Annotated in this window: 24 protein-coding genes; 9 read left to right on the top strand and 15 right to left on the bottom strand. The window is 40.3% G+C overall.

The annotated features are described in order from the left end of the window. Position 1: 1 nt before the first annotated feature. A complete protein-coding gene (locus tag JXR01_01895; GenBank protein QSH39045.1) occupies positions 2-1,156 on the top strand; it encodes a glycosyltransferase family 4 protein in 1,155 nt (384 codons plus the stop codon). Here JXR01_01895 and JXR01_01890 read toward each other — a convergent pair. From JXR01_01890 to gmd, 15 genes are all read right to left on the bottom strand, one after another. After that, a complete protein-coding gene (locus tag JXR01_01890) occupies positions 1,153-1,941 on the bottom strand; it encodes a glycosyltransferase (protein ID QSH39044.1) in 789 nt (262 codons plus the stop codon). The genes JXR01_01895 and JXR01_01890 overlap by 4 nt on opposite strands. Beyond that, positions 1,917-2,834: an alpha-1,2-fucosyltransferase gene (locus JXR01_01885; GenBank protein ID QSH39043.1), complete on the bottom strand. Its 918-nt coding sequence runs from the start codon at positions 2,832-2,834 to the stop codon at positions 1,917-1,919. Before JXR01_01885 ends, JXR01_01890 begins: the two co-directional genes overlap by 25 nt. Next, the gene (locus JXR01_01880) at positions 2,791-3,531 is read right to left on the bottom strand and encodes a DUF268 domain-containing protein (protein QSH39042.1); all 741 of its coding nucleotides are present in this window, start codon (positions 3,529-3,531) and stop codon (positions 2,791-2,793) included. The genes JXR01_01885 and JXR01_01880 overlap by 44 nt, the downstream gene beginning before the upstream one ends. After that, entirely contained in the window at positions 3,528-4,355 is an 828-nt protein-coding gene (locus JXR01_01875; protein ID QSH39041.1) for a hypothetical protein, read from the bottom strand. Before JXR01_01875 ends, JXR01_01880 begins: the two co-directional genes overlap by 4 nt. A gap of 59 nt (positions 4,356-4,414) precedes the next feature. Beyond that, positions 4,415-5,239 (bottom strand): FkbM family methyltransferase, encoded by an 825-nt coding sequence (locus tag JXR01_01870; protein QSH39040.1) that lies wholly within the window; start codon positions 5,237-5,239, stop codon positions 4,415-4,417. A gap of 8 nt (positions 5,240-5,247) precedes the next feature. Beyond that, positions 5,248-6,357: a GDP-mannose 4,6-dehydratase gene (locus JXR01_01865; protein ID QSH39039.1), complete on the bottom strand. Its 1,110-nt coding sequence runs from the start codon at positions 6,355-6,357 to the stop codon at positions 5,248-5,250. A gap of 6 nt (positions 6,358-6,363) precedes the next feature. After that, the gene (locus JXR01_01860) at positions 6,364-7,353 is read right to left on the bottom strand and encodes a hypothetical protein (protein ID QSH39038.1); all 990 of its coding nucleotides are present in this window, start codon (positions 7,351-7,353) and stop codon (positions 6,364-6,366) included. A gap of 306 nt (positions 7,354-7,659) precedes the next feature. After that, positions 7,660-8,586 (bottom strand): glycosyltransferase family 2 protein, encoded by a 927-nt coding sequence (locus tag JXR01_01855; protein ID QSH39037.1) that lies wholly within the window; start codon positions 8,584-8,586, stop codon positions 7,660-7,662. Continuing rightward, a complete protein-coding gene (locus JXR01_01850) occupies positions 8,583-9,281 on the bottom strand; it encodes a hypothetical protein (GenBank protein QSH39036.1) in 699 nt (232 codons plus the stop codon). Before JXR01_01850 ends, JXR01_01855 begins: the two co-directional genes overlap by 4 nt. Before the next feature lie 3 nt (positions 9,282-9,284). After that, complete coding sequence (locus JXR01_01845) at positions 9,285-10,157, bottom strand: hypothetical protein (GenBank protein ID QSH39035.1); 873 nt, start codon at positions 10,155-10,157, stop codon at positions 9,285-9,287. 49 nt (positions 10,158-10,206) lie between these two features. Further along, positions 10,207-11,478, bottom strand: a complete 1,272-nt coding sequence (locus JXR01_01840; GenBank protein ID QSH39034.1) for a flippase — start codon at positions 11,476-11,478, stop codon at positions 10,207-10,209. Positions 11,479-11,565: 87 nt separating this feature from the next. Continuing rightward, positions 11,566-12,573 (bottom strand): glycosyltransferase family 2 protein, encoded by a 1,008-nt coding sequence (locus JXR01_01835; GenBank protein ID QSH39033.1) that lies wholly within the window; start codon positions 12,571-12,573, stop codon positions 11,566-11,568. 12 nt (positions 12,574-12,585) lie between these two features. Then, on the bottom strand, positions 12,586-13,737 hold the full coding sequence (locus tag JXR01_01830; protein QSH39032.1) for a DegT/DnrJ/EryC1/StrS aminotransferase family protein: 1,152 nt from the start codon (positions 13,735-13,737) through the stop codon (positions 12,586-12,588). Between the two features lie 4 nt (positions 13,738-13,741). Further along, on the bottom strand, positions 13,742-14,680 hold the full coding sequence (locus tag JXR01_01825; GenBank protein ID QSH39031.1) for a GDP-L-fucose synthase: 939 nt from the start codon (positions 14,678-14,680) through the stop codon (positions 13,742-13,744). 21 nt (positions 14,681-14,701) lie between these two features. Continuing rightward, the gene (gmd, locus tag JXR01_01820; GenBank protein QSH39030.1) at positions 14,702-15,784 is read right to left on the bottom strand and encodes a GDP-mannose 4,6-dehydratase; all 1,083 of its coding nucleotides are present in this window, start codon (positions 15,782-15,784) and stop codon (positions 14,702-14,704) included. An 82-nt stretch (positions 15,785-15,866) separates the two neighbouring features. Between gmd and JXR01_01815 the strand changes: the two genes are divergently transcribed. The 8 genes from JXR01_01815 (at position 15,867) to JXR01_01780 (ending at position 25,904) form a co-directional block, all read left to right on the top strand. Further along, positions 15,867-18,098 carry an O-antigen ligase family protein gene (locus tag JXR01_01815; protein QSH39029.1) on the top strand — a complete coding sequence of 744 codons (2,232 nt, stop codon included), beginning with the start codon at positions 15,867-15,869 and terminating at the stop codon, positions 18,096-18,098. A gap of 141 nt (positions 18,099-18,239) precedes the next feature. Beyond that, a complete protein-coding gene (gene secA / locus JXR01_01810) occupies positions 18,240-20,855 on the top strand; it encodes a preprotein translocase subunit SecA (GenBank protein QSH39028.1) in 2,616 nt (871 codons plus the stop codon). A gap of 101 nt (positions 20,856-20,956) precedes the next feature. Next, complete coding sequence (locus JXR01_01805) at positions 20,957-21,487, top strand: NAD(P)H-dependent oxidoreductase (GenBank protein ID QSH39027.1); 531 nt, start codon at positions 20,957-20,959, stop codon at positions 21,485-21,487. Next, complete coding sequence (locus JXR01_01800) at positions 21,488-21,820, top strand: phage holin family protein (GenBank protein QSH39722.1); 333 nt, start codon at positions 21,488-21,490, stop codon at positions 21,818-21,820. A 68-nt stretch (positions 21,821-21,888) separates the two neighbouring features. Next, complete coding sequence (locus tag JXR01_01795) at positions 21,889-22,197, top strand: hypothetical protein (protein QSH39026.1); 309 nt, start codon at positions 21,889-21,891, stop codon at positions 22,195-22,197. A 123-nt stretch (positions 22,198-22,320) separates the two neighbouring features. After that, positions 22,321-23,298, top strand: coding sequence for a GTPase ObgE (obgE, locus tag JXR01_01790; GenBank protein QSH39025.1), 978 nt, complete (start codon positions 22,321-22,323; stop codon positions 23,296-23,298). Positions 23,299-23,339: 41 nt separating this feature from the next. Then, on the top strand, positions 23,340-24,782 hold the full coding sequence (gene gatB, locus JXR01_01785; GenBank protein QSH39024.1) for an Asp-tRNA(Asn)/Glu-tRNA(Gln) amidotransferase subunit GatB: 1,443 nt from the start codon (positions 23,340-23,342) through the stop codon (positions 24,780-24,782). A gap of 69 nt (positions 24,783-24,851) precedes the next feature. After that, positions 24,852-25,904, top strand: coding sequence for a hypothetical protein (locus JXR01_01780; GenBank protein ID QSH39023.1), 1,053 nt, complete (start codon positions 24,852-24,854; stop codon positions 25,902-25,904). Positions 25,905-26,420: the final 516 nt, after the last annotated feature.

Raw genomic sequence — 26,420 nt, 5'->3', positions numbered from 1 at the left:
TATGAATACTGTAAAAAAGAAAATACTCTATGTCATCACAAAATCGGATTTTGGCGGCGCCCAAAAATATGTAGCCGACCTCGCATCTATGAGTGCAAAAGAGGGCTGCGAAATTATAGTCGCACACGGAAAAAATAATTTCGTGGATAGCAGCATGTTTGACCGTATTCTGCAGGAGGCAGGAGCACGCATAATACATATCAAAAGCCTTAATCGCGATGTCCACTTTTTTTCCGATACTAAAGTCTTTTTTGAATTAATACGTTTATTTCGCAAGTGGTCACCAGATATAGTGCATCTCAATAGCTCTAAAATAGGTGCCTTAGGGGCTTTAGCAGCCCGTATTGCAGGGTGTCCACGAATTATCTATACGACACACGGTCTGCCACACATGGAACCTCGCCCCCGATGGCAGAGAATTACTATTAAGTTTATTACATGGTTTACGTTCTTACTTTCTCACAAAGTTATTGTCGTATCAGATAAAGAGCTACACGAAGTGAGCAAGTGGTTCGGTGTTAAGAATAAGGTAGTAAGGATTTATAATGGGGTAGACGCTGTCGAGTACTTTTCACAAGAAGAGGCACGCAAAATCATTTCTTCTCGAATTGGAATTCCACTTGAAAATACATGTGTAATTGGAAGTATTGCAGAACTCACAAAAAATAAAGGGCTCATCGAGTTCTTACCGATCCTTTCTCAATTAAAAGAAAACAATCCAAACTTCATATATATTCATTTTGGTGATGGGGAATTAAAAGATGCATTAGAAAAGGAAACGCGGAGGCATAACCTTCAAGATGCCGTGTATTGGCTAGGGTTTGACGAGAATGCAAGCAAGTACCTCAAAGCACTTGATATCTTCACGCTACCTTCTCTCAAAGAAGGATTGCCCTACACACTACTTGAAGCAGGCTCAGTAGGATTAGCGGTAGTTGCGTCGGAAGTTGGGGGTATTCCAGAAATACTCGGTGAAGATAGGGGGGTACTAACTCCAGTGAATAATGAAGAACTATTCGTAAATGAGCTAGAGATACTCGTTACTGATAGTGAGAAACGTAAAGAGCTTGGCAGTAATCTCAAACAGTATGTCGCAAGCACATTCACCAAAACAGCAATGTTCCAAAAAACAAAAGAATTATATTTTAAAGACTAGTGCGGCAAGTATAATTTTACGTACCCAATAAGAATGCGGAAAAAGTTTTTAAGTGATGCTATATGCGAGTGAGGATAATTATCGTGAGCTTTTATAATTGCGCGTAATGCGTGTGCCATTTCAATACCGTAATCATTCGTACCTTCTTTATGAACTCTGTGTTCTGTAAGGAATTCTGGAATATTTGCCAACTCCCCAAATTTCCCAAGTTGTAAAAAGAGTTCTAAATCTTCTGCAAGTGTTGGTTGGTATCCCTTTGTTTGATCAAGGGCTGTTTTACGAATGAGAACACTAGAATGAGTAAATTGGTTACGAATGAGCACCTTATTTCTTATATCTTGATCAGTTATGTGATAAGAATCCTTACCTACAGCATTTCCTTTTGCGTCGATTACTGTAATAAAAGTACCAACCAGAACGTGGTCTAAGTTATTCTCTAGGAGCAGTACTTGCTGTTCGAGTTTTAGAGGAGAGCTCCATATATCATCACTATCAAGAACGGCGACATAGTGGCCGTTTGCGTACGTAAGTGATTCCTGCCTGCGCACAAACAAACCTTCGTTTTTTGCATGCTTTTTATATTGTATACGACTGTCATTGTAAGACAGTACAACACTTTCAGTGTGATCTGTTGAGCCATCATCAATAATTACTAATTCCCAGTTTTGATATGTTTGTGCCAACACGCTTTCAATAGCGTCAGGTATATAATGCGCTCGATTATACGTAAGCATCAAGATGCTTACCAATGGGCGTTTATTTAATTTCTCGGTAATTGTATCCATGAATCAGGAATCAAATCTTTAAAAAGATGATTGTTTTCATTAAACCAAGGAGTGGGGGCGATCACAATCTTTTCTCGATTTTGGTTAAGCCATGCGCCCCACCAGCTAAACGTACTGTTGGCTATGATATTGTGGGAACATCTGCTCATAAGTATGAGTTCTTCTTCAGCCGAAAGGGCGGGGTCAGAAACGTATGTTGTACTATTGGGCAAAGGTATGTTTTCTTTTACCCAAGCAATATCATCTGAAAATATAAAGAAAGAAGGCTCGGTAACATGTTCTTGTATATACGAAACAGCTTTTTGGTAATAAGTCTTTGAACAGATCCCAAATTCTTTCAAAACGCGCGGATTTTTTACGTAGTCGCCACGACGAATATGAACAGAAACAGATGCTCCATGATCTATCTTTGCACAATATGATACAACCGTTTTTGATAATGGTGTTGTGAGCTGGAAATCCTCGAGTAACACGTCGCGAATATCTTCAAAATATTTTGGTGATTGCCAGTATCCATCTAAGTACACATCACCTTTCTTTAAGAGAGCAGCGGGTTCGAACCCTGTGTTCGTGTTTCGTAGTATCTTACATGTAAACCAACGTAGTGCTTTCGAAAATAGTCCGTATGGATACTTGAGACGTTGTATTTCTTCTGCAGCAGCTATATTTTTTTCTATAGTGTACGCATCAAGAGTAAACGAACGATGCGTATCTTTACCGCTATCAACCCTTTTTAATGTAGTAATGTCTAGTTTAAGCTGTTGCTTGGTTTTCAAAGAAAGCTTACGACCCAGCGCATACTGAAACATTTGATTTCCCAACCCTCCTTTAACATTAACGATAATCATCTTAATTTTTTCTTGGCTTCTTAAACCAAAAACAACCGCAGGCATAATGTTCTCCTTCCAGTAGAGCCGGATCAGCATTTCTTATTAAGCCGCCTCTTTCTGAATATTCAGGAATGAGAGAAAATTCCTCTAACTCTAAGCCTGGAAATAATTCAAGAACTTGAGTATACGTGTAGATGCGATGAGCATTAAATTCGATTAACGCCTTTTCTCCAATAGGGACTACAAAAAGAAGTGAACCTCCTTCAGAGACTACTCGGGCTAATTCTTTTGCTGCTTTTTTATCGCCTTCTGGGTCGATTGGGTCACCATAACGGCCGAGCCCTATATGTTCAAGAGTATGCATGCAAGAAAGAGAAGGAATAGAGTCATCAGCGAAATCTAAACGTGTAAGGTCAACCGATCCTGTTTCCAAGTTATCTAATTCTAGATCCGCAGGTCTATAATCAAAAAATTTTATAGGTATAAAGGCAGAGACTATAGAAGAAAAAAAGAGACTCGATGCTATATCTGTATGTTCTTTTGGGTTAATTTCTCTCAATACGCGCGCTGCCCAAGAGGTATGGTACACATAGTGCCTATCAAACCCAGTTTTCACAGTCCTATCTTTAATACACGGGTAAGCATTAGAGATTTTTGATACGAACCGTTTGTCGGTATTATTTTTACGGAAACGCAAAAAATCCAGAAATATAAAAGGTATTTGCACTATTCGAAGTATCTTTTTTACAGCTTTTTTCATAGTACAGTAAGTAAGGTTTTTGTGCTGATACCATCAGACAAGCGCTCGTCGCAATAGTGCTTAGGATTGAAGGTTTTTGCATCAGCTATAAGCGAAGAAAGTTCGTTCTTGTTGCCAAATATACCACCTAGCTGGTTAGTAAGATACGGCGCATTTATTTGTGTTGATTCAAAAGAGTAGTTTTTATTTTCCCACTTTGTACTTTTGTTAACAAAAGTTGGAACATTATATGACCAGGCCTCTTGTAGAGAGAGGCCTTGGCTTTCTGACTGTGCAAGGTAAATAAGATACGGCGCATTAGAAAGAGCTTCAAGATATGTAGAATGTCTATATGTTCCGTAGGTGAAGACGTTAGGGATTTTGCCAGTACTTTTAACAACTTCATCAACTATAGTAAGTAACTCCTTGCTCCTCATTTTATCGTATATAACAGGGGCGCCAGCTCGTGAGCTTGGATTTTTTATAGCAACACCTGCTGTCCATACAAATATTTTTTCCGAAAGTTCTGCTGCTTCGCGTTTCCAAAAGTCAGCAACCCATTGCGATGGGACTAAGATTGTATCAATAGCATTGGCGTGTATTAAACAATTCGAGTCATGTGGAGTGACAACTATATTTGGGCCTGCAATAAGTCTTTTTATTTCTCCACGTTCTTTAGCACGAATTGCATTTTTAAGCGCCTCAACACCCGAAAGTACTAAAACGGTATCCCCACTAGGTTTAGCTGGATTTAGTTCATAATCGATCCCGTTTTCCTCAAGGCCACGAAGTAAACTATCTCGTACAGCATTTGGCCCTGAGTATTTACCACTAATTTTCTGCACCAAAGATTTCCAAAATTCTCTTGAAAAAGGCGAACTGCTATGAGTATAAATAGTGAGGATCATTGTTTTGAAGGCTTACAAAGGTACATTGACACACCATCTGACACATTATCAATGGGAACTAAGCCGTTCTTAGTATTTCTTTCTATTTTGTATCCGATTTTTTCAAAAAATTCTACAATGTCCTCGAAATGAGGGTGTATAAAATTCCGTTCAGACAATGTTCTAGCTATCTCAATAAAACAGATAGGCTTGTAACGAGAAATGGTTTTATATGCACCTTGTAGCACCTCCCACTCATATCCTTCAACATCAATTTTAATAAAATCTGGCGGAGGAAGATCAAGCGAATCCAGCGTTTTAACAGCTACGGACATGTGTGGAGTAGTGATATCACCAAGGAAATCTTTAGCGAGAGTGGAGCCGGAACCAGATAAATTCAGGTCAAGCTCTGACTCATGATCACCAAGAGCGAGGGCGTGTGTAGTGACCCTATCCTCTACTCTGTTGATTCGTGAAGATTCCTTTATACAAGAGATATAATCTGGTATAGGCTCGAAAGCATAGACTGACGCATTAAATTTTGTCGCAGCAAGAATGCCATAGTAACCAGTGTTAGCACCTACATCGTATACGGTTGGGGAGTCAAGCGTGTTAAGTATACTTGTCACTAAGCTGGTATCTTCTTTTTCTACTACACCATTCTGAGCAATACCGTAAGCTATGTCAGAATTATTGTAAACATTGCCAACATACCAGAAACCAAGGTCACACCAGACGGCAGTTTTCCCGAGATCATTATACTGATTTGGGGTAATGTATAAAAACTTTTTGCCCGTAACTTTATTGAGCAGTGAGATTAGTTTAAAAAATATTTCTCGCATACCAGACTTTACTCTAAGTACTTGGCAGCTAACGGCTCAAGTTTTGAGAAGTTTTTCTTGTACCAGGCCGTTGTTTTTTCTATACCCTCCTCGAAAGATACTTTTGGCTTAAATCCCAAATCAAACAACTTTGATGCATCAATATACTGATCAGGTATTTCAATAAAATTTGATGGCTTGGGAATAATATTTGGTTCTATATCTCGTACTTTTTCACGCAGTATTTTTATAAGAGAATTAACGCTCTTGATGCTTGAACACTTATTAATGTCAATCAAATCCTTTTTGGTGTAAGAACCAACATTAAATGCTGGCCAACCATATGTATCAACTCCGTCCCGCGGTATATTTTTATGATCAGCGCCATAGTAGGTTTCTGCTTGTTCTGCCATCAACATATAGGCATCCACAACATCCTCTACATAAATGTATTCACGCAAAACATTCTCATTCCCAGTGTTAATAACTGGAGGCTTATCAGACATCAAGCGCATTATTGTACGAGGAATAAGTCTAGTGAAATTCATATCTCCCGGTCCATAAATATTACTTGAACGGCAAATCATGACTGGCAGCTTAAATTGAAAAGCGTAGGTTTGAGCGATCATGTCAGAACACACTTTTGACGAACTATACACATCTAGACCACGCAGAGCATAGTTTTCTTTGTAGGGGAGTTTTTCATATTTATCAGTAGTGTGATCACCATAAGATTTATCAGAAGAAGCAATCAACACACGGGGTATGTTGTTGATACGGGCAACTTCAAGTACGTTAAGCGTTCCCATAACATTATTCTCAATCGTGGACATCGGTGCATTAGCAGCATCACTTACGATAGCTGTAGCGGCTAAGTGGAAAATAGTATCGATTTGATGACGATCACATACGCGTCTGATTTCTTCATAATCAAGGAGGTCACAGTACTCCATATCTGGTTGGTTGGCTACTTTTCCTTCCCGTAATAAATCAAGGGTTTTCAGCGAACGCTTATGTCTTACAGTGGCAATTACCACAGCATCGTTGTCAATTAGTTTCTTGATAAGGTGAGCTGCTACAAACCCATCAGCCCCAGTAACTAATACTCTCTTTCCAAACCAGAAGTTTTTATTTTTCATAGATGATTAGATAGTAGCCACTATCTCCCTCATTCTAACAGAATATGTGTGAGGAGAAAATTTATCCATTCCGACTGTTCGAGCAGCGGCACACATATTTGACCATTTTGAAGGTTGTTTGTTAAATATTTCAAAAAATGCCTTCATGTGTAGGCTGTATTCATCTACGTTATCAAGCCCTGCAATCAAGGCGCAAGAATCATCAAGATACTCTAGGTGTGCGTTCCAAATATGTGAACGGTGGGTAATTATGGGATTACCCGCTATAAGTGACTCAGCAATAGCTACGCCACTTGTCTCGCCATCTCGCCGGAAATGTGCCATAGAATTAATAGCCCCATGAAAAGCCCATACAGCGTCTTCGGATGCACTTTGAGGTACGAAGTGCACACGTGGTATATTTTCGCGTTTAACTAAATCAACTAGTACTGGAGGTGGTGACATTATTAAATAATGAACGTTTGGATACTCCGGTGCAATTCTTTGCCAAGCTCGTATGCCAATTGGATCAAAGATACTGTCATCATTGCGTCCAATACGTCCAAACACAAAATCAGTTTCCGGAATATTTAATTTCGCTCTTAGGTCACGACCCATTTCAGTAATATTTTCAGGTGGTAACTTTGCCAAGGGTGCATACATAGTGATATCACGGTCAGATAATTTACCCGTCCATTTTTCGGCATGCAAACGAACGGTATCTGATATGCTAATGAATTTGCGTACATTTTTCTGTAACGTAGGAGCTCCAAAAATGTTTATGAGGATTATTGGGACGTTAGTAATTACATTCCAGGGGTAGTGAGAGTAGCCAGGGCTGGCGGTAACAATCAAATCAATAGCATGCTCAGACAAAATATTTTTAATATGTGGTTGCATTTCGGTGATACGATGAGGGACTGCAAGTTCAGAAGTTTTGTATGAAAATGGTATGAAGGTAATATCAGGATGCATCGTTTGCTTTCGCTCTTCGGCACTAGTTTTTTCACCATACACAAAAAATACTTTGTATTCTTTCGCGAGAGAACTAGCTATCAATTGGAGGCATTTTTCTGTGCCAGCAAATGCTAGGCCAGTAATATGATAAACAAGAATATTTTTGACATGTTGGTTAGGATGGGTTTGATCCGGTAGGTTAGGGTACTGCTTTTTCTCCCACCGTAGCATCCGTGTTCGCCAATACCATTCGCGTATCCTAAGTGCCAATATTCGTGCAGAATGGGGTAGTACGAGCAGTATTTTCTTAGTAAGATTTCTCATTGTAAATGTCTATGAACGATTTGAAGTTTAGTAGGCTAACTTTTATTTCTTTATTTTAAGCGCATTTCTTATATCATTGAGCCTTAATAACCATCTTGGTGCCAAAGATGGTTTGGGCTCACGCCCAACCTCTTTTATAAATAAGTCCCGTAATTCGGGGATGTGCCAAATATCGAGCGGTTCAAAATACAGTATACCTTTCTCTACGAACATATCAGAGACTTCGTCGCGTCTTTTTGCGTAAGTATCAGCGAAAACATCTAAAGGAGGCATGGTGATATTTTCTACCCATTTTGATTCAATGGGTGCTGATATAATGTTTTTGAATTTTGCAGCAGCGTAACGGTGATTAATGCGGAATGGTTTGACATCATTAAGCAATTCTATACACATATACCATACCTGCTTTATTTCAGAACGCGCTTTTGCCATATAATGGAGGTGCAATATCGGATACTCCACTTTGAATTGAGTTTTGATACTTGGTATGCGAGCCGTATGGTCAATCAACAATTCTTTTTCGTCGTATTGTACACTTAGTCTATCATCAATAAAGGCAAACTCTTTTACACTATCTTTCCATACACCGTCAATCCTGTATTTCGTCCCATCTTCTATTAATTGTATCCAATTAGCTTGGAAAGAAATGGCTTTTCCGTTACTTAATTTTTTCATTGTTCTAACTACTTTTGGAGAAAGGAGCTCATCAGCGTCGAGGCAGATAATGAGGTTATTCCCAGGGATTTTACGTGCCTCTCTCAGTAATCGCCAGCGTATCTTATTTGAAGCACCGGTTGAGTTGTTATCGATAACTGATACTTTAGGAAATCGTTTGTATATCTCTCGAGATCCGTCGCTAGAATGCTGGTCTGCAATAATAATATGATCAGAGAATTGGGAAAAATTTTCTAATGTGTAGGGAAGTATCCAAGCTTCATTTTTTACAGGGAGGAGTGTAATAGTTTTCATATGTATACAGTTGCTCGTTCATTTTCTTCTGCTTGCAATTTATTACGGGAACCCGAAAGGGTAGTCCCGTCGTTCCGGAATATTCCACTGATAGATAAGATGCGTATAAGGTAAGCGCCCGCTTTAACTGCTCTTGTTTGGAATTCATAATCACCGGCGATTTTAAATGATTCATCGAAGTAACCGACGCGCTCAAAAAGCGAGCGCCGTGCTATAAAGTGTGGGCCAAGGTGCATTTCTTTAAGAAAACGTTCTTTTTCAAATTTTGGTGGGGTAAATGTTTTTACTTTTGCTAAGATTTTCAAACCGAATACTTGTACGAATCGATGATAACGGAAGGGGAAGTAACCAATATCTGCTCTACTATTTTGTAGGGCGTTGAGACCATCAATAATTGCCTCGCCAAAACGAGTGTCGTCCACTCCCCAGAAGGTAACAAATTTCCCTTCAGCTTCCTTTACCCCTCTGTTCCAACTAGCGTAGATTGGTTCGCGTTCAACAAACAAAACTTTGAACTGACTTGCGAGACTAGCCAATGCAGACCTTTCTTTTTTAGTCCCGTCATTAACAATTAAAATGAAGTTGTGATCGACTTTCGCCAGTTTCAAGGCATGACTCAATTTCGTGGCATCATACAAAAATCTATCAAGATGCTGATCAGTACGATACATTGAAATAATGATTGAAATAGACATAACCTAGTTTCTTTTAACTATTTTACTAATTCTCTTTAGGATAAAGAATACTTGCACATACGCTCTATTTATCAAAGTGATAACATGTTTCTTTGATTTGGTATAACTAGGAGAGATGTAATCAAGTTTTGAGTACAGTAAACGCAGGTTCCAGACAAATTGTTCTCCACCATGTCTTTCAGCAGAAAATAAAGATAGGTCGGTTATTTTAGCGTCAGGCATTATTTTGTGGAGAAAAACGCTCAGTAAGGTAGTGTCGTGTCGAAATAACTTACAATCTCTTACAAAAAAAGTCTTGTTCGGACGTTTATTTTTCCATTGTTCACTGGGGGAAAATCCAAGACAGAGTCCACATAAAGATGCGTCATGCGTGGCCTCGATCACTTTCTGTATGTCAGCGTAATGCTTAGAGAAACCGAATATTCCAGCGGTGACAACTTCTTTTTGGAGTTCTGGTACACGCATTGAAAGGGTAGTTATGTACTCACGTGGCACTAGCAATTCGCACGAGATGTCTTGTCCGACCGCTATATATCCATCTTTTTTAATTTGCGCAAACACTTCATCGAGTGGCTGTAAGACTTGCGTACCGGCGTCCAAATATAAAGTTATGTCAGTGAATGGTTTAGTAAAAATATATGTTTTCCATGTGTAGCATTTCCTCCAAAAAGAATTGAAGTGGGGCATTGGTACGACAGTGACCCCGTCAATAGTGGCAAGTTCGTAACGAAATGTTGGAAATAAGCCAAGATCCCAAACGTAGATATGTGGATGTTCTTCGTAATTTTCTTTTATCGAACCAATTAAATTTAAAACAGATGGAAAAAATTTGTTAGAGGCAGATGTGACAATCGATCGTGTGTCGGAGGTTTTCATATTTAGGGGTGGATTATAATACTTTTTGTTTCCTTAAAACAATATAAGCTCATGATAACCTTTTGTATACTACGTACAACAACGTGGAAACAGCAACCATTACACAGCTTGATATAAGAGTAGCTATAGCAGCACCAATCCCTTGATAAAGTGGGATGAGCCAAATATTTGCCACAATATTAATAAACATGCCGGAAAAAGCCGAAACAAATATCATAAAACGCTCATTTTCAGCAAGGAAAAATTGATTAATAACAATTATTAGCGACATTGGTATAAGTGCCCAGATGTAGATGCGTAAAATGCCGGCGGTTCCTACAAAATCAGGACCATAAATTACGTGGACAATAGTTGGCGCAAGTAAATAAACACCAATAGCGATAGAAACGGCTAATCCAAAAGAAAGAAGAATGAGTAAAATAAAACGGTGAATATAATCTTCTAATGAATGCTGTTTTGCATTAATAAGCGCAGGGAGCAAGGATCCTGCCAGCAGTGTCGGGATAAAATACCACAATTCACTCAATCGGACAGCAGCATCGTATAAACCGACTTCAGTTGAATCAATCAAGTTTTTAAGTAGAACTTGATCGACGCGAGAGTATATCAGAGCGAAGGCAGTGATAAACATATATGGCCATGAATCTATCAATAAACCTTTGGTGGTCGAAAGGTCAAATTTCCATTCTCTAAGAGTACCGAAAGTTCTTTGACGGATGAATATGTATCCTATTGCATAGAGCAAGGATTCAAACACTAAGATGATCGCTAAGTAAATAACTCCGCCACCTAAGTAAATAGCACCAATTTTTAAAAAGTTGATAACGATAACAACAAAAATTGAAAGCAAAGCGACTGCACGTGCTTTGACTGCTGCGCCAAATTCATAACTTATAAAAAATACAGATTGACTTATGAAGGTAATAGACAAGAGGGCGATGAGCAGTAAAGAAACATCAGGAGACGATAATATCCAGGCAGTGAGAATTGCTAATACAGCCGCACCGCTACCGGTAGTGAGCTTGATGACGAGAGCAGATCCTAGCAAAAAGTTTTTCTGCCCTGGGTTTTTTACAAGTTCTCGGTAGAGAACGTTGTCGATGCCTAGCGAAGCAATAAAGGAGAATAAGGCAATGAAACTAAGCGCGTAACTCAACTCTCCAAAATTGGTGGGTCCAAGTGCTCGGGCAATATAAAGTGTGGCAAATAAACCAATGCTCATGGTTATTAATTTGCCGAAAAGTGACCAGCCAGCACTGCCAGCGTAACGTCTCAAGCCATAAAAAGAGAATGGCATTTTCGTTTTTAGTAAGTTTTTCATTTTAGGCGTTTTTTAGAATACGACGTAAACATACAGATAACCTTCTATATTTTTGTTTTTGACCCACAAAATACTCATGTGAGAAGTTTACCCGAAGATTCTTTTAACCCTCAATAAAGTGTAAAATAAATCACGCAAATTTTTTCTGATTACATCAATATAGAATTCCTTCCATTTTGAGTTTAGTAATTGTGAACGCTTCAATTGGTAATTTTTAATTACATCAATAATCACGGGTGACTGGTCAGTGATAAGAGTGGTCAGTAAGAATGGTTGTGCCAGACGTACTTCAAGGTATCTGTTTGTTTTTTTAAACTGCATCAAAAAATCATGATGTTTATTATAAAGATACTGTTTATTACGAATTTGAATGCGGTCAAATTCTGGATGAGGGTTCGTGCGCATACCGCCCCATTGAACATCAGAAACAAAAGGGAGAGCAAAAACAAAGTTACGCAAGCCCTTTTTAAGACATCGTATCGAGAGGTCGTGATTATCCCAAGTGTAGGGGGCAAGTGCTTCATCTAGATATCCAACATTTTCTAGTACGTAGCTTGAAATACACTCAGGGCTACGGACACTCACCATCCGTTCTACAAGGTGATAAGGGAGGAGTATCGTATTTGACATACCTACACCAAAACAACTCTCAATTAAACCTTTTTCTCGAACTTCTTTCTTACGATGATCGAGGATTAAGCTTGTGCCATGTCGGAAACTAAGTGTCCCAACATTTTCAAACCCAAGCTCATCATAGATTTTTGCCAAATTCTCTTCCAGATTTTTGTCAGACAAAATAACATCATCCTGCAGCGTTATATTTAACGCTTTGCCTTTTTGAGGTATTTGTTTGAGTGCTAAGTTTATTGATTTTATCTCATGAACATCGGGGGCGTATATTTTCTTTATAGAAATATTTTTGTTTTTTTCTATCAAACCATCTATAATTTTTTCAGTGTCATCAGTGCAGCCATCAAGGACAGGGTAGATTGTACTATTCTCTCCACAGCTGCTGATCAAACCCATCATCACTGACTCAATTAGGTCTTGTTTATTGTGGATTGTAACAATGTAGTTAAAGGTGTAAGAAGGCATATAAATTTATATTCAAGAAAGAATTTTTATAAGCAGATCTTTATCTTGATTTGTAAGATCAGGCCGGTTTGTAAAATAGAAGCCATTGTTGTGGATGATTTCAGCATTTGGCAATCGTGAAGAATGCAAGCCCTGCTTTTTATAAAATGGCTGATTTAATATATTGCCGGCAATAATCGGCCTAATCTCTACTCCATTCTTAATAAAAAGATCTCTGAGTATTTCAAATGGTTCAATTTCCTTAAAGACGACTGGAATTGAAAAGTTTGAAACGAGAGAAAGGTGACTAGAATTAATCCCTATTGCTCCAGCATTAATTACTGCCGCATTCAGCTCTTCAAAGTTTAGATGTCTCTGCTCAATCATCTGGTCTAAGTATTGAATCTGATGATTTCCCAAGAACCCCTGGATTTCCGTTGGGCGAGCATTGTAAGCAAGTTCATAAAAGGTATACAGTGAATAAAAGTCATCCACGTCATTTTTTGAGCGCAGGTCATTTTTGTATTGCTCAGGTAAATTTCTATCCCAGCCGTGAGCACGGCACATAAGTAAGTGATGGTATAAATCTTCATCATCAGTGCAGACGACACCACCTTCAATCGTAGAGAGGTGGTGTCCGATAAAAGTAGAGAATGTTGATGCTAGACCAAAATTTCCTAGTTTTGTATCGTTGAGTTTAGTTCCGATAGATTCACAATTGTCTTCAATGAGAAGGATACCTCGTTCTCTACATATATTCGTAATCGTATCAATATCGTCAGCAAAACCAAGTACGTTAGTTATAAAAAAAGCTTTCAGGTCGGTGTGCGATAACAATTCAACTAACTGAGCACTTGAAGTATTAAGTGTGTCTAATTCACAATCAAGTGGCACAGGTTCTAAGCCAAGCTGTAAAAGCGGCATCACATTGGTTGGCCAAGTAACAGCTGAAAACCCAACTTTGTCACCTTTTTGTAATTTTCCACTATTGAGGAGCGATTGAATAAGGACTAAGTTAGCCATGCTACCGCTTGATACAAAAGCAGCATACTTACGTCCCTGCCATTTTGCGAAAGCAGTTTCAAATTCTGCGCATTGTTGACCCATACTGAAACGGTCAGTGTTTCTAATGAATTCTATCAATGCCTCTTTAGTTTCCTCGTTCTTGAAAAAGCTTTTTTCCATCAATCTAATCATGTCGTCCATGATTTACTTGGAACCATTCATACGTTTCAACGATACCATCCATAAATTTTATCTTAGGTTCCCATCCAAGTGCAGAAAGTTTAGAAACATCAAGAAGTTTTCTTGGGGTACCATCTGGTTTTGAAGTATCCCAGATAATATCTCCTTTATACCCGACAATCTCTTGTACAGTGGCTGCTAGATCCTTTATGGTCATGTCTTTGCCTGTGCCGACATTAACTATTTCAGTGCCATCATAATATTTCATCAAGTGGATACAAGCATCAGCAAGATCGTCAACATGCAAAAATTCGCGCATTGCATTACCACTACCCCATAACGTCACACTTGGGATATTTGACTTTTTAGCCTCATGGAACTTTCTGATAAAAGCGGGGAGTACATGCGATGTCTGCGGATCGAAATTATCACCTGGTCCATAAAGATTAGTTGGCATGAGACTTATAAAGTTGGTGCCGTATTGTTGATTATAGGATTGACATAACTTGATACCTGCTATCTTAGCAATGGCATAAGCGTCATTAGTCGATTCGAGAGGTCCAGTGAGAAGGGAATCTTCTTTTATTGGTTGTTCTGCCATCTTTGGATAAATGCAAGAGGAACCAAGGAATATGAGCTTATTCACATTATTCACATACGCAGAATGTATGATGTTATTCTGGATTTGTAGATTCTCATAAATAAAATGAGCAGGATAAGTTTTATTTGCCATAATACCGCCAACTTTCGCGGCGGCTTGGAATACGTACTCTGGTTTCTCATTGGCAAAGAAATCAGCCACAGCTTGTTGGTCAAGTAAGTCTAATTCGTTACGAGTACGAGTAATACTATTAGTATAGCCTTCAGTTTCTAGTTTGCGAACAATGGCAGAGCCAACCAACCCCTGATGTCCTGCTATAAAGATTTTTGAGTTCTTTTCCATAATCTTTATATATTATCGCAATTATTCCGAATCAGCTCGTACTTCAAAACCACCATTTTTTAAGTGTAGTTCACGTTTTGTTTCATGCATATCGTGATCTACCATTTCTGCAATGAGTTGAGTAAAAGAAACTTCGCGTTTCCAACTCAGTTTCTGTTCAGCGTAACTAGGGTCACCAAGTAATGTTTCAACCTCGGTAGGGCGATAGTAGCGTGGGTCAACTGCCACAATTGTATTACCAGTCTTAACGTCAATACCTTTTTCATTCTCGCCAGTTCCTTTAAATTTCAATTCGATACCAATCCTATTGAATGCAATTTCGCAAAATTCCCGAACACTATGTTGTTCGCCAGAAGCTAGAATATAATCGTCAGGAGTATTCTGTTGAAGCATGAGCCACATACCCTCCACATAGTCACGGGCGTGTCCCCAATCGCGTAGCGCATCCAAGTTCCCGAGATATAAGGTTTCCTGAACACCAAGTTTTATACGAGCAGCAGCACGAGTGATCTTGCGTGTTACAAAAGTCTCACCTCGACGTGGTGATTCGTGATTAAAAAGAATACCTGTACTCGCATGTAACCCATAGGCCTCGCGATAATTAATAGTAGTCCAATGAGCATAGAGTTTCGCAACACCATAAGGACTTCTTGGGTAAAACGGAGTTTCTAGAGATTGAGGTGCTTTACTAGCACCAAACATTTCTGAAGTAGAGGCTTGATAAAAACGAGTTTTCCTTTCGAGTCCAAGAATACGTAGTGCTTCAAGAAGACGCAGTGCACCGAGTCCGTCAATGTCGCCAGTATATTCGGGAGTTTCAAACGAAACTTTTACATGACTCATTGCGCCCAGATTATAGATCTCATCAGGTTGTATCTCTTGAATGATGCGAATGAGGCTAGTTGTTCCACTTAAGTCACCATAATGAAGAACAAGATGTCGATTTTTTTCTTCAGGTCCTTGGTATAAATGATCTATACGTTCTGTATTGAACGAGCTTGAGCGACGAATAATACCGTGAACTTCATATCCTTTTTCCAAAAGCAGTTCTGCAAGATACGATCCGTCTTGTCCGGTTATTCCTGTAATGAGTGCTTTTTTCATAAATGAGACGTGTTGAATGAACTTCTATAATACTATTATTATCTAAGATTGCGAGAGGATATGACGTTGCTATAATCACTGAGTGAATTTAGAGAAGGTATTACGAGGAATTGTATTGGCAGGTGTATTCTCATTGCCACTGATTGTTTTCATTGTCTCTGGCAGTACGTTTTTTCCGTACATCGTTGGAAAAAATATAGCCTTCCGCTCTATCATTGAAATAATGTTTGGTGCTTGGATTCTGCTCGCATTACTCAACGCTGCGTATCGTCCACGATGGACGGCACTATTACTATCGATTCTTGCTTTCGTGGCGGTTGTTGCAGTGGCTGATTTGTTTGGAGAGAACCCGTTTAAAAGTATCTGGAGCAATTTCGAGAGAATGGACGGACTAGTGACGTTGATACACGCACTCATGTATGTAATCGCAGCTGGAGCTGTTATGAATACACAAAACCTATGGTTATGGCTTTGGCGCGCATCTCTTGTCGTCAGCACATTTGTTTCGATGCATGCTATCGGGCAACTCCTTTTGACAGAAAAGGGTCGTTTAGATTCAACATTGGGAAATCCTATTTATTTAGCAGTGTACGTTTTGTTCCATATTTTCATTGCCCTAGTTTTACTAGCACGGCGCAATAGTGAACGCACTGAGCAAATTCTTACTGCCATTACATTACCGCTTCTCTTTACCGTACTATTTTTTACCGCGACAAGAGGTGCAACACTTGGTGTGATTGGGGGACTGTTGCTAGCTGTTATTGGAATCTCGCTATCTCTCAAAGGTAACAGAAAAGTTAGGCTTGGTGCCGCTTTACTTACTGTGGTCATGGTCTTAGGTGTTGGATCATTTTGGATTGCTAAAGACACAGCATTTGTGCAGGACAGCCCTGTTCTTAAAAGGTTCGCAACTCTTTCACTTTCCGAAGGGACGGTATACGCTCGTACACTTATATGGGGAGTTGCGTGGGAGGGTGTTAAGGAGCGGCCATTGCTAGGGTGGGGTCAAGAGAACTTCAACTTCGTATTCAATAAGTATTACGACCCTCGAATGTATGGTCAAGAACCGTGGTTCGATAGAACACACAACGTTGTTTTTGACTGGTTAATCGCGGCAGGAATTCTTGGGTTGCTCACATATATTTCTATTTTCCTTACGACAGTATGGACACTCTATAGAACAGAGGCTTTCACAATTATCCAAAAGTGGTTGCTGTTAGGGCTACTCGCTGCGTACGGAATACATAACCTAACAGTGTTTGATAATGTTATAAGCTACCTCCTGTTCTTCACAGTACTCGCATGGATATATGGATCTGCACATGATGTATGGACCTTTAGGAAAAATAAAGAACAGACGACATTGATTCTTTCAGAAAAGATTGGTGTATTAGTAGGGGCACCTCTCCTCGTTCTCGCTATCGGTATTTCTATATGGTTTATAAACATACAACCGTGGCGTACATCAACAACACTACTTGATGCTTTGTCGGCTATACATGTGGCACAACTGCAAGCAAATCAAGATCAAGAAAATGGTATAGAGTCTGCAGTATCTAATGTAGATAGAGCTTTAGAATTATTTGAGAAAGCGTACGCATTTGATACCTACGGTTCGCAAGAGGTTGCTGAACAGTGGAGCGAAGCCGCAAGAAAGGTAGCCGCAGCTACGTGGGTTTCTACAGAACAAAAGAACGAATGGTACAACGCATCTATTAATTCACTTACACACCAACAAGAGCGTGTGCCTAATGATGCACGCTACCCTTTCTTTATTGGTTCAACACACTATAGTTTTGGTGATTTTGCAAAAGCAACTGAGAATTTCAAAAGAGCTCTTGAACTCAGTCCAGACAGACAACGTATTTTGGCACTCCTCGTAGCTTCGACTGCAAATTCAGGTGATCTGGAAAGCGCTCTCACATACGCAAAAACTTCTTTTGAAGCAGAAAAAGAATATCAATCAGCTCGCATTTTATACGCGAATGTATTAATTAGGGCTAATTTAGCGAGTGACGCTATTGCTTTACTAAGCGAAACACCTATATACGCAGGGGACACCGACATACTCGCAGCACTCATAAGTAAGGGTCTGCATGTACAAGCACGTGACATGTGGTCCAAAGCACTCGTGGCAAATGAAAGTGTTGAAAAAGACGATGTTGGTGCACTTTTCTCACTTGCGAGAATATATGTCGCAATAGGTGATTTAAATAACGCACGCAGTGAAGTTTTGCACATAAAAAAAGAATATCCAAAATTCACTGTAATCGCAGACCAAGCACTTGAAGAGATACGTACGCTATCTCAATAAAACAAGAATAATCTCGTAGTACAGCTTATAAAATCATAAGAATCCTCGCCCAGGCAAGGATTCTTCATTTTCGTGCTCTCGTATCTTCTAAATGGTATACTGCTCCTTCAGTATTTGCGCACGATACGACCGAAATAGAAAATGTTTGAAGGAATAAAAAAATTACTTGGTGACGAAAATGCAGGGGCTTTGAAAAAAGCGTCTCGTATTGTGACGCGTGTTAATGCACTAGAAGATGAATACGTCGCACTATCTGACGAAGCCCTTCGCGGAAAAACAGCTGAATTTAAGGCTCGTTTAGAAAAAGGGGAGACACTTGAAGATATAATGGCCGAAGCGTTCGCCGCCGTTCGCGAAGCCTCAAAACGCACTTTGGGACAACGACACTACGATGTGCAAATTATTGGTGGTGCTGTATTACATAACGGCGATATTGCGGAAATGCGTACTGGTGAAGGTAAAACTCTCGTAGCAACACTTCCTGCGTATCTCAACGCGCTTACCGGAAAGGGTGTACATGTGGTCACGGTTAACGACTATCTGTCACGTCGTGACGCAGTTTGGATGGGACAAGTGTATGCGTTCTTGGGTCTCAGTACTGGAATCATTAATCACGAGGCATCATATTTGTACGACGAAATGCACGTACCTAAAGAAGAACTTTTGGAAGCCGATAAAGAACGAGATGAAAAAGGAGGGTCAGAAGTAGTAGAAGACTTTCTTACAGTGTGTACTCGTAAAGAAGCGTACGCCGCTGATATCACCTATGGAACAAACAATGAGTTTGGCTTCGACTATCTACGTGACAATATTTCATATAATAAAGAAGAATTACGACAACGTACTCCTGACAATGGGGGATATAACTTCGCTATCGTTGACGAAATCGACTCCATTCTTATTGATGAAGCTCGTACCCCGCTAATTATCTCAGCCCCTGCGTCCGACGCCGAAAAACTCTACGGGCAGTTTGCACAAATCGCACAAACAATGGAAAGAGAGACAGACTATACAGTTGATGAAAAATTAAAGGCCATACAGCTTACCAATGAAGGGATTGAAAAAGCCGAGAAGATACTCGGAGTAGACAATATTTATACCGACAAAGGCATTAAATACGTTCACCACCTCGAGACTGCGGTCCGTGCACGAGCACTTTTCGAACGAGATAAAGATTACGTGGTAAACAATGGTGAAGTCATTATAGTTGACGAATTCACCGGACGTATGCAACCAGGTCGCAGGTGGAGCGAAGGACTACATCAAGCGATGGAAGCAAAAGAAAATGTAGAAGTACAGCAAGAATCACGTACCTTTGCATCTATTACGTATCAAAACTATTTCCGTAATTATGGAAAGTTAGCCGGAATGACAGGAACGGCTGTTACGAGCTCAGAAGAATTCTTTAAAGTATACGGCCTTAACACCGTTGAAGTTCCAACCAATCAGCACATAAAACGAATCGACCACGATGACTTCATTTTTCAAACCGAAAGTGGAAAGTTCAAGGCAATCGCACGGAAGGTAAAAGAACTAAACGAAAAGGGTCAACCGGTACTTATTGGTACTGTTTCAGTCGAAAAAAACGAGCTTTTAGGCGCTTATTTAAAGCAAGAGGGCATTCCTCACGAAATTTTAAATGCTAAGAATCACGCACGAGAGGGAAGTATTATTGCTGATGCTGGGCACAAAGGTGCGGTAACTGTTTCAACTAACATGGCTGGTCGCGGAGTAGACATTAAACTTGGTGGAGAAAACGCAACTCCAGAACAACAGCAGGAAATAAGAGACATTGGTGGTTTGTTTGTACTTGGTACAGAACGTCACGAAGCACGTCGTATCGACAACCAACTACGGGGTCGTTCTGGGCGCCAAGGAGATCCTGGAGAAACGCAATTCTTCGTATCTCTTGAAGACACACTCATGCGAGTGTTTGCGAGCGACACAATCAAAGGAATGATGGGACGTTTTGGTATTCCAGAAGACGAGCCGATTCAAAACAAAATCATCACTCGCTCTCTTGAAACAGCGCAAAAGAAAATCGAGGGCTTCCACTTTGATTCACGAAAACAAGTTCTCGCATACGATGATGTGTTAAGCCTCCAACGAACAGGTCTCTACAAACGACGAAACAACATACTACTCGGTGGAAACGATGCACTCGATGCAGAACTAGAAACCATCATTGGGACTGACGAAAAGAACATACAAGTCATAGCAGAAAAGAAAAAAGAAATAGGGGAGGAGGCATTCTATGTCGCACTACAGCGGGTCTTCTTGCAAACACTCGATATGCTTTGGGTAGAGCATCTTGAAACGATGGACTACCTCCGAAGCAGTGTAAACCTGCGTGCGTACGGTCAACGTGACCCACTGTTGGAATATAAAAAAGAAGGACTCCGATTGTTCAATGACCTTGAGCTGTCATACGAAGAACACGTGACCCGTCTTCTCCCGCAGCTTTCAGGTGAAATGTTCGCGCAACGCGAAAACCAAAAAATGCAAGAAGTACACGAAAACGCAGCGATACTCGGAAAGAAAGATGGCGATTCAAAAGCTCACGCAGTAAAGCGCACTCAAGAAAACAGCGTCGGACGTAACGAACCATGCCCGTGTGGCTCAGGTCAGAAGTACAAAAAGTGTGGCATCATGAACTCAGAAGAACATCAAAAACGTACCCAAAGCGGCGGGCAAGGCGCCACCACTCAAACTCAGAATCAAAGTCAAAACCAAACTCAAACTAAAATAGGCGGGTAGAGCACTACTAAATATATAATACATAAAACCGGCAGTGTCATTTCCCGTGACACTGCCGGTTTTATTTTTTGATACGAAAGGTGTGTGATACACTTCGATTCATGAATATTTCTATTCCAGTAGTATTAGGAACAGGGCGTCTAGAACGTCAATCAGAAAAAGTGGCACGCTTCGTACACACGCAATTGTCTGGTTTTGAGGACGTTAAGTCAGAATTGGTGGATGTACGCAATCATCTCGTGTCTCCCTTCACTATTCCAGCTTGGGTAGAGGACGAAAACGCCGCTAAATGGCGCAAAATAGCCCATGAGGCTGCCGGATTCGTATTTGTAGTTCCAGAGTACAATAGAAGCTTTCCTGGCGAATTTAAGCTCTTTTTTGACTCAGCGTTTAAAGAATATAAAGGAAAACCAGCTATTCTTGTAGGTGTGTCCTCAGGGCAATATGGTGGCGTTCGTGTTATACAGCAGCTCGCGCCAGTACTACTTGCTGCGTCTATTGAAACGTTAGGGGATACTATTGCTACTTCAAATGTAGAATCTCTGTTCAATGAAGAGGGGATACCAACCGACGAGAGATACATTGGTTTCGTCAATGACGCCCTCACAGCACTAGTTACCAAATTAAAATAAATACGTATGTTCATTAGACTCGCACTTATCGTTCTTGCACTTCTTGCTTCGGAACGCTGGATACCAGGAATCGAGGTCGAAAGTTTTTACATCGCCCTCATAGTTGCAATACTTCTTGGTTTAGCAAGCATCACCATCAAACCACTACTTACAATTCTTACATTACCAATCCATTTAGTTACCTTTGGATTATCAGCATTTCTAGTGAACGCTGGAATTTTTTGGTTCCTATCAACATTTATAGAAGGCTTTGCAGTCGCAGGGTTCATACCAGCACTTCTTGGCTCACTCGCAGTATCTCTTGCCGGAACTCTCGGTACGCACTTCTCATAGTCTAAAAGGGGAGTTACCCACAAACAGAGTGCTTTACTTCACGAAACGCTTTATTATAATAAAGCAATATGAAAGAACACAAATGGATAAACGACGACACTGATGAATTCATGCTTTCTGTGCTCGAGTTAGACAACCTTGCAGAGGCACGTGCATTTCTTGGTGACATATTTACTAAAAGTGAAATTCAAGAGGCTGCAAACCGTTGGAAGGCTGCAAAGATGCTTACTTTCGGTGCCAGTTACCGAAAAATAGAGCGTGTAACAGGCATGAGTTCTGCCACAGTGTCACGAATTCGCAAAGCAATGGAGGAAGGATCAGGTGGTTACGGTCTCATGATAGGCAAACTCGAGCAAACTGCAAAGCGCACTTGTTAGCTAAAGAATAGGTGGTGACTTTTTGGCAAACTTTAGTTAATTAAAGCGCCTTTTTTGTAAAAAATTAGGGTTTAAGAAGATTCTAGACTATAGTAATTAATCCCAGAAGGGATAAAAAATAATATGAAATTTGTTGATGAAATAATTTTACAGGCTCATGCCGGAAATGGAGGCGATGGAGTTGTTCGATGGCATGCAAATCGAAACAATCCGAAGGGTGGACCAGCCGGTGGCAATGGTGGAAGAGGCGGCGATGTGCTCATTCGGGCTTTTCGAGATAATTCACTCCTTAGTAAGTACAGAGGAAATAATATTTTCCAAGCTGGTCACGGTGGAGGTGGAGGAAAAAGTAGTTTGCATGGACTTGATGGTGAAAATGTTGTAATACATTTGCCAATCGGTTCTGTCGTTACCTTGAAAGAAAAAGGTAAGACTTTCGAACTTCTCGAAGAAGGAGAAGAACATGTAATATTGAAAGGAGGTAATGGCGGTCTCGGGAACGAGCACTTTAAGAGTTCAACAAATGTAAGTCCACAGGAATCTACTAAAGGAAAATCTGGGGAACGAGATATTTTAGAAGTTGAGCTTAAACTTATAGCAGACATTGGCTTAGTTGGGTATCCTAATGCAGGTAAATCTTCTCTGTTAAATGCGCTTACAAATGCAAAAGCAAAAGTGGGAGATTATGCATTTACCACACTTGATCCAAATCTCGGGAACCTGTTTGGGTATATCATAGCTGATATACCAGGTATTATTGAAGGGGCATCTACTGGTAAGGGGTTGGGTCATAAATTCTTGAAGCACATAAATCGCACTAAAACCCTTATATTCTGTATCTCGGTTGAGCAAGAAGACCCCATATCGGCTTACCGAGCTCTGTTTGACGAGTTGCTGAAGTACGACCCAGCTATGGCAGAATTACCATTCATGATTGCACTAACCAAAACGGATCTTGCTTCAGAAGAGGAAGTTGCCAAATGTGTGAAAGATTTACAGAAAGTAACCGACAAAGTGTACCCAATCTCAATATATGATGATGAGATACTAAAGACATTTGCTGACGAGATAATCATTTTCCTAAGGTCGCTCACGAAGTAAAGGTGGCTTTTTAGTTCAAATCGTTTTACCATGACGCCTACATGTTTGAGCCTACAATTGGTCTAGAAGTGCATGCAGAACTTCGTACTCACACGAAGATGTTTTGTAATTCTAAGAACGACCCAAACGAAAAAAAACCAAATGTAAATATATGTCCGGTGTGCATGGCACACCCTGGTGTCTTGCCAACAATCAACAAGGAAGCAGTAAAGCAGGTGTTGCGTGTCGGTCTGGCAATGAACGGTGAGCTTGCTGACTACTCTGAGTTTGATAGAAAGAATTACTTTTATCCTGACATACCAAAGGCTTTTCAGTTGAGTCAGTACGAATTTCCACTCGTTTCTGGAGGTATCTTACACGGTGTGGAATTAACTCGTATTCATCTTGAAGAAGATACTGCTCGTTCATCACACACAAACGAGTCAGACCATAGCCTTGTTGATTTTAATCGTGCAGGCGTACCGCTTATGGAGCTGGTAACCGAACCTGTCTTACATAATGCAAAAGATTCCGTAGCATTTGCACGTGAGTTACAGTTACTATTACGCACCTTAGAAGCATCTGATGCTAATATGGAAAAGGGAGAGATGCGAGTGGAAGCGAATATCTCCGTCTCTAAAGTAAAGGGTCAATTAGGAACTAAGGTAGAGGTAAAAAATTTGAACTCATTCAGAGCAGTAGAACGTGCCATAGATTTTGAAATAAAGCGGCAGATTGAAATAATAGAAAAAGGCGAGAATATCATTCAAGAAACACGGGGATGGGACGAAAATAAAGCCGTTACATTCAGTCAGCGTGTAAAAGAAGAGGCAGCCGACTACCGATACTTCCCAGAGCCAGATTTGCCCAAATTGAAACTCTCAGAGCTTCCAGAACTATCCGTAGACAATTTACAAGAAACACTTCCAGAACTGCCTCAGGCGAAGCGTGAGCGCCTACAGAAGGCGTACGGGCTACAGGTAGAGGATGTAGAAGCCTATGTTGCTGATATAAGACTTTGTGAGTTTTTCGAGAGAGTCGTTGTCGAATTATCTCAATCTAATAGTGAAGATCAAGCTAAACACGCAAAGCTTGCTTCTAACTACATAACAAACAACCTCGTGGCATTACGAGGAGAGAACAATGAGCATGTTACAGAGAATATAGGTCCAAATGAATTTAGTGAGCTTGTACTACTGGCACTTCAAGGCGACATATCTTCTAATGGCGCCGTAGAGTTAATTGGACACTTAGCTAAACCTCATGAGCAGAGTAAGACCATTAAAGAATTGGCAGAGGAAGCAGGTCTGCTGCAACAAAATGATGATGAGGCACTTAACGAAATCATAGAAGCGCTTGTATCTCAAAATGAAGAAGTGGTAAAAGAATACAAAGAAGGGAAGGAGCAAGCTCTGCAATATCTTGTCGGGCAAGGTATGAAACTCAGTAAGGGTTCTGCGAATCCTGCAAAGCTTAAAGAGCTTATAAAGGCTAAACTCGCTTAAGCGAGGTACGTTATCCACACATTTTAGAGGGGATCTCGCATATCTCGGCGGATATTGTACAATGCTTAAATGGAAGACGTTACTATCGGTGATGACACTTTAATATCAACTACTCGTGCTTCAGAGCTGAGTGGTTATTCGAAGGACTATATTGGCCAGCTTTGCAGGGAAGATAAAATTGAGTGTCGACGAGTGTCTGGGCATTGGTATGTCGATGAAAATGGGTTGAAGCGGTACCAAGAAAATGGTGTTGAAGCTGATACAAAAAATAAAAATGAGCAAGGCAAGAGCGCACTTGGTATGAAGGTAGGGAATGTTCGTGACGACACATTCAAGTATGACGGCACAGAGTACATCGCAACATCTCGCGCTGCTGCTGTTACTGGCTACGCACAAGATTATATTGGTCAGCTTGCCAGAAGTGGTGAATTAGAAGCACGAAAAGTAGGTCGCCGTTGGTTTGTAGGTAAGGACTCACTTATCGCTCACAAAAAACACAACGATGGTCTACTGGCTGAAGTTCAGGCACAGTCCAGTGGTGTACGCACTGAAGGTTATAGTACTGAGAAGGGAGCAGTTGGAAAGGATGCTACTGGAGTTGCTGTAAATATCCAAACTGATATTGATCCTGGAGACATCAATTTCAACGTACGCTACGTAGCTGAAAGTAATCCAGAAATTCCTTCTGTAAAAAAAGAAACTGCATTTAATGAAGCCCAAACCTATGCGTCTGGTGATATATTAAGTGAACGCCCTCCAATTAAGCAAATGAACCCCGATATTCGTCCTGTCTCCACTCCTAGAGCAGTTCCACCGATAACTACTCAAACCACGCCTAGAAATATACCATCTCGGGAAGGCGGGGTACAAAAAAGGGAACGAGAGGAAAGCTACTTCATTCAGAGTAAACCCGCAAAGCGTTCATTTCCAATTGTTGGAGTTATAGGCATGCTAATTTTAGCGCTCATTCTTATCTCTACTGGAGCATATCTATACCTGTTTGGTCTCTCTGGTCTTGATGCTGTGAGCAACTTATTTGAAGACAATACTTTCATCGAAATGATGCAAGATAAGTACGGAGACATACTACCTGGATCAGAATTCAACTACTCTTCTGAATAGAACTACAATAATAGCTTTTTTAGCTTTCTCCTCTTACGTTTCCTAAAAAATTCACATATATGAACATCCGATGTCCATATATTTTTGATGGTATGTAGGCATTATGTGTGTGGGAGGGGTGAGTTATACAGGATAGTACCAATTCAGACATCCCATGTCTGAATTGGTACTCGCAGATTACTGGACTTATAAGCTCTCTTTTCCTGCATGGTAGTATGAATTATTTAGTTTTAAACGCCTAAAGGGCAGCAAAGTGCAAGATAAGATGTGCAAATATGAACCTCGGATAACCGAGATATAGCGAGATAATATCCGAGATTGGCACTGTATACCTGCACTAGCCGAGATTTAGAGCCATTTTATATAATTCTATACAAATGCTGCCCACAAACCGCTTTGTTTATATTTCTAAGAACAATTAGACGCTAAGAAGAACACATCGTTGTCCCTTAAAGATCTCGACAATGGTAATCTTTGGCTGCTTACAAGGGACTGTGAAGTCACTGAGTACTTTCC

Source organism: Candidatus Kaiserbacteria bacterium (genome assembly GCA_017134395.1).
Taxonomy (GTDB): Bacteria; Patescibacteriota; Minisyncoccia; order Phycocordibacterales; family UBA2100; genus UBA2100.
The sequence above is the reverse complement of the archived record's forward strand: the minus strand, read 5'-3'. Positions and strand labels throughout refer to the sequence as shown.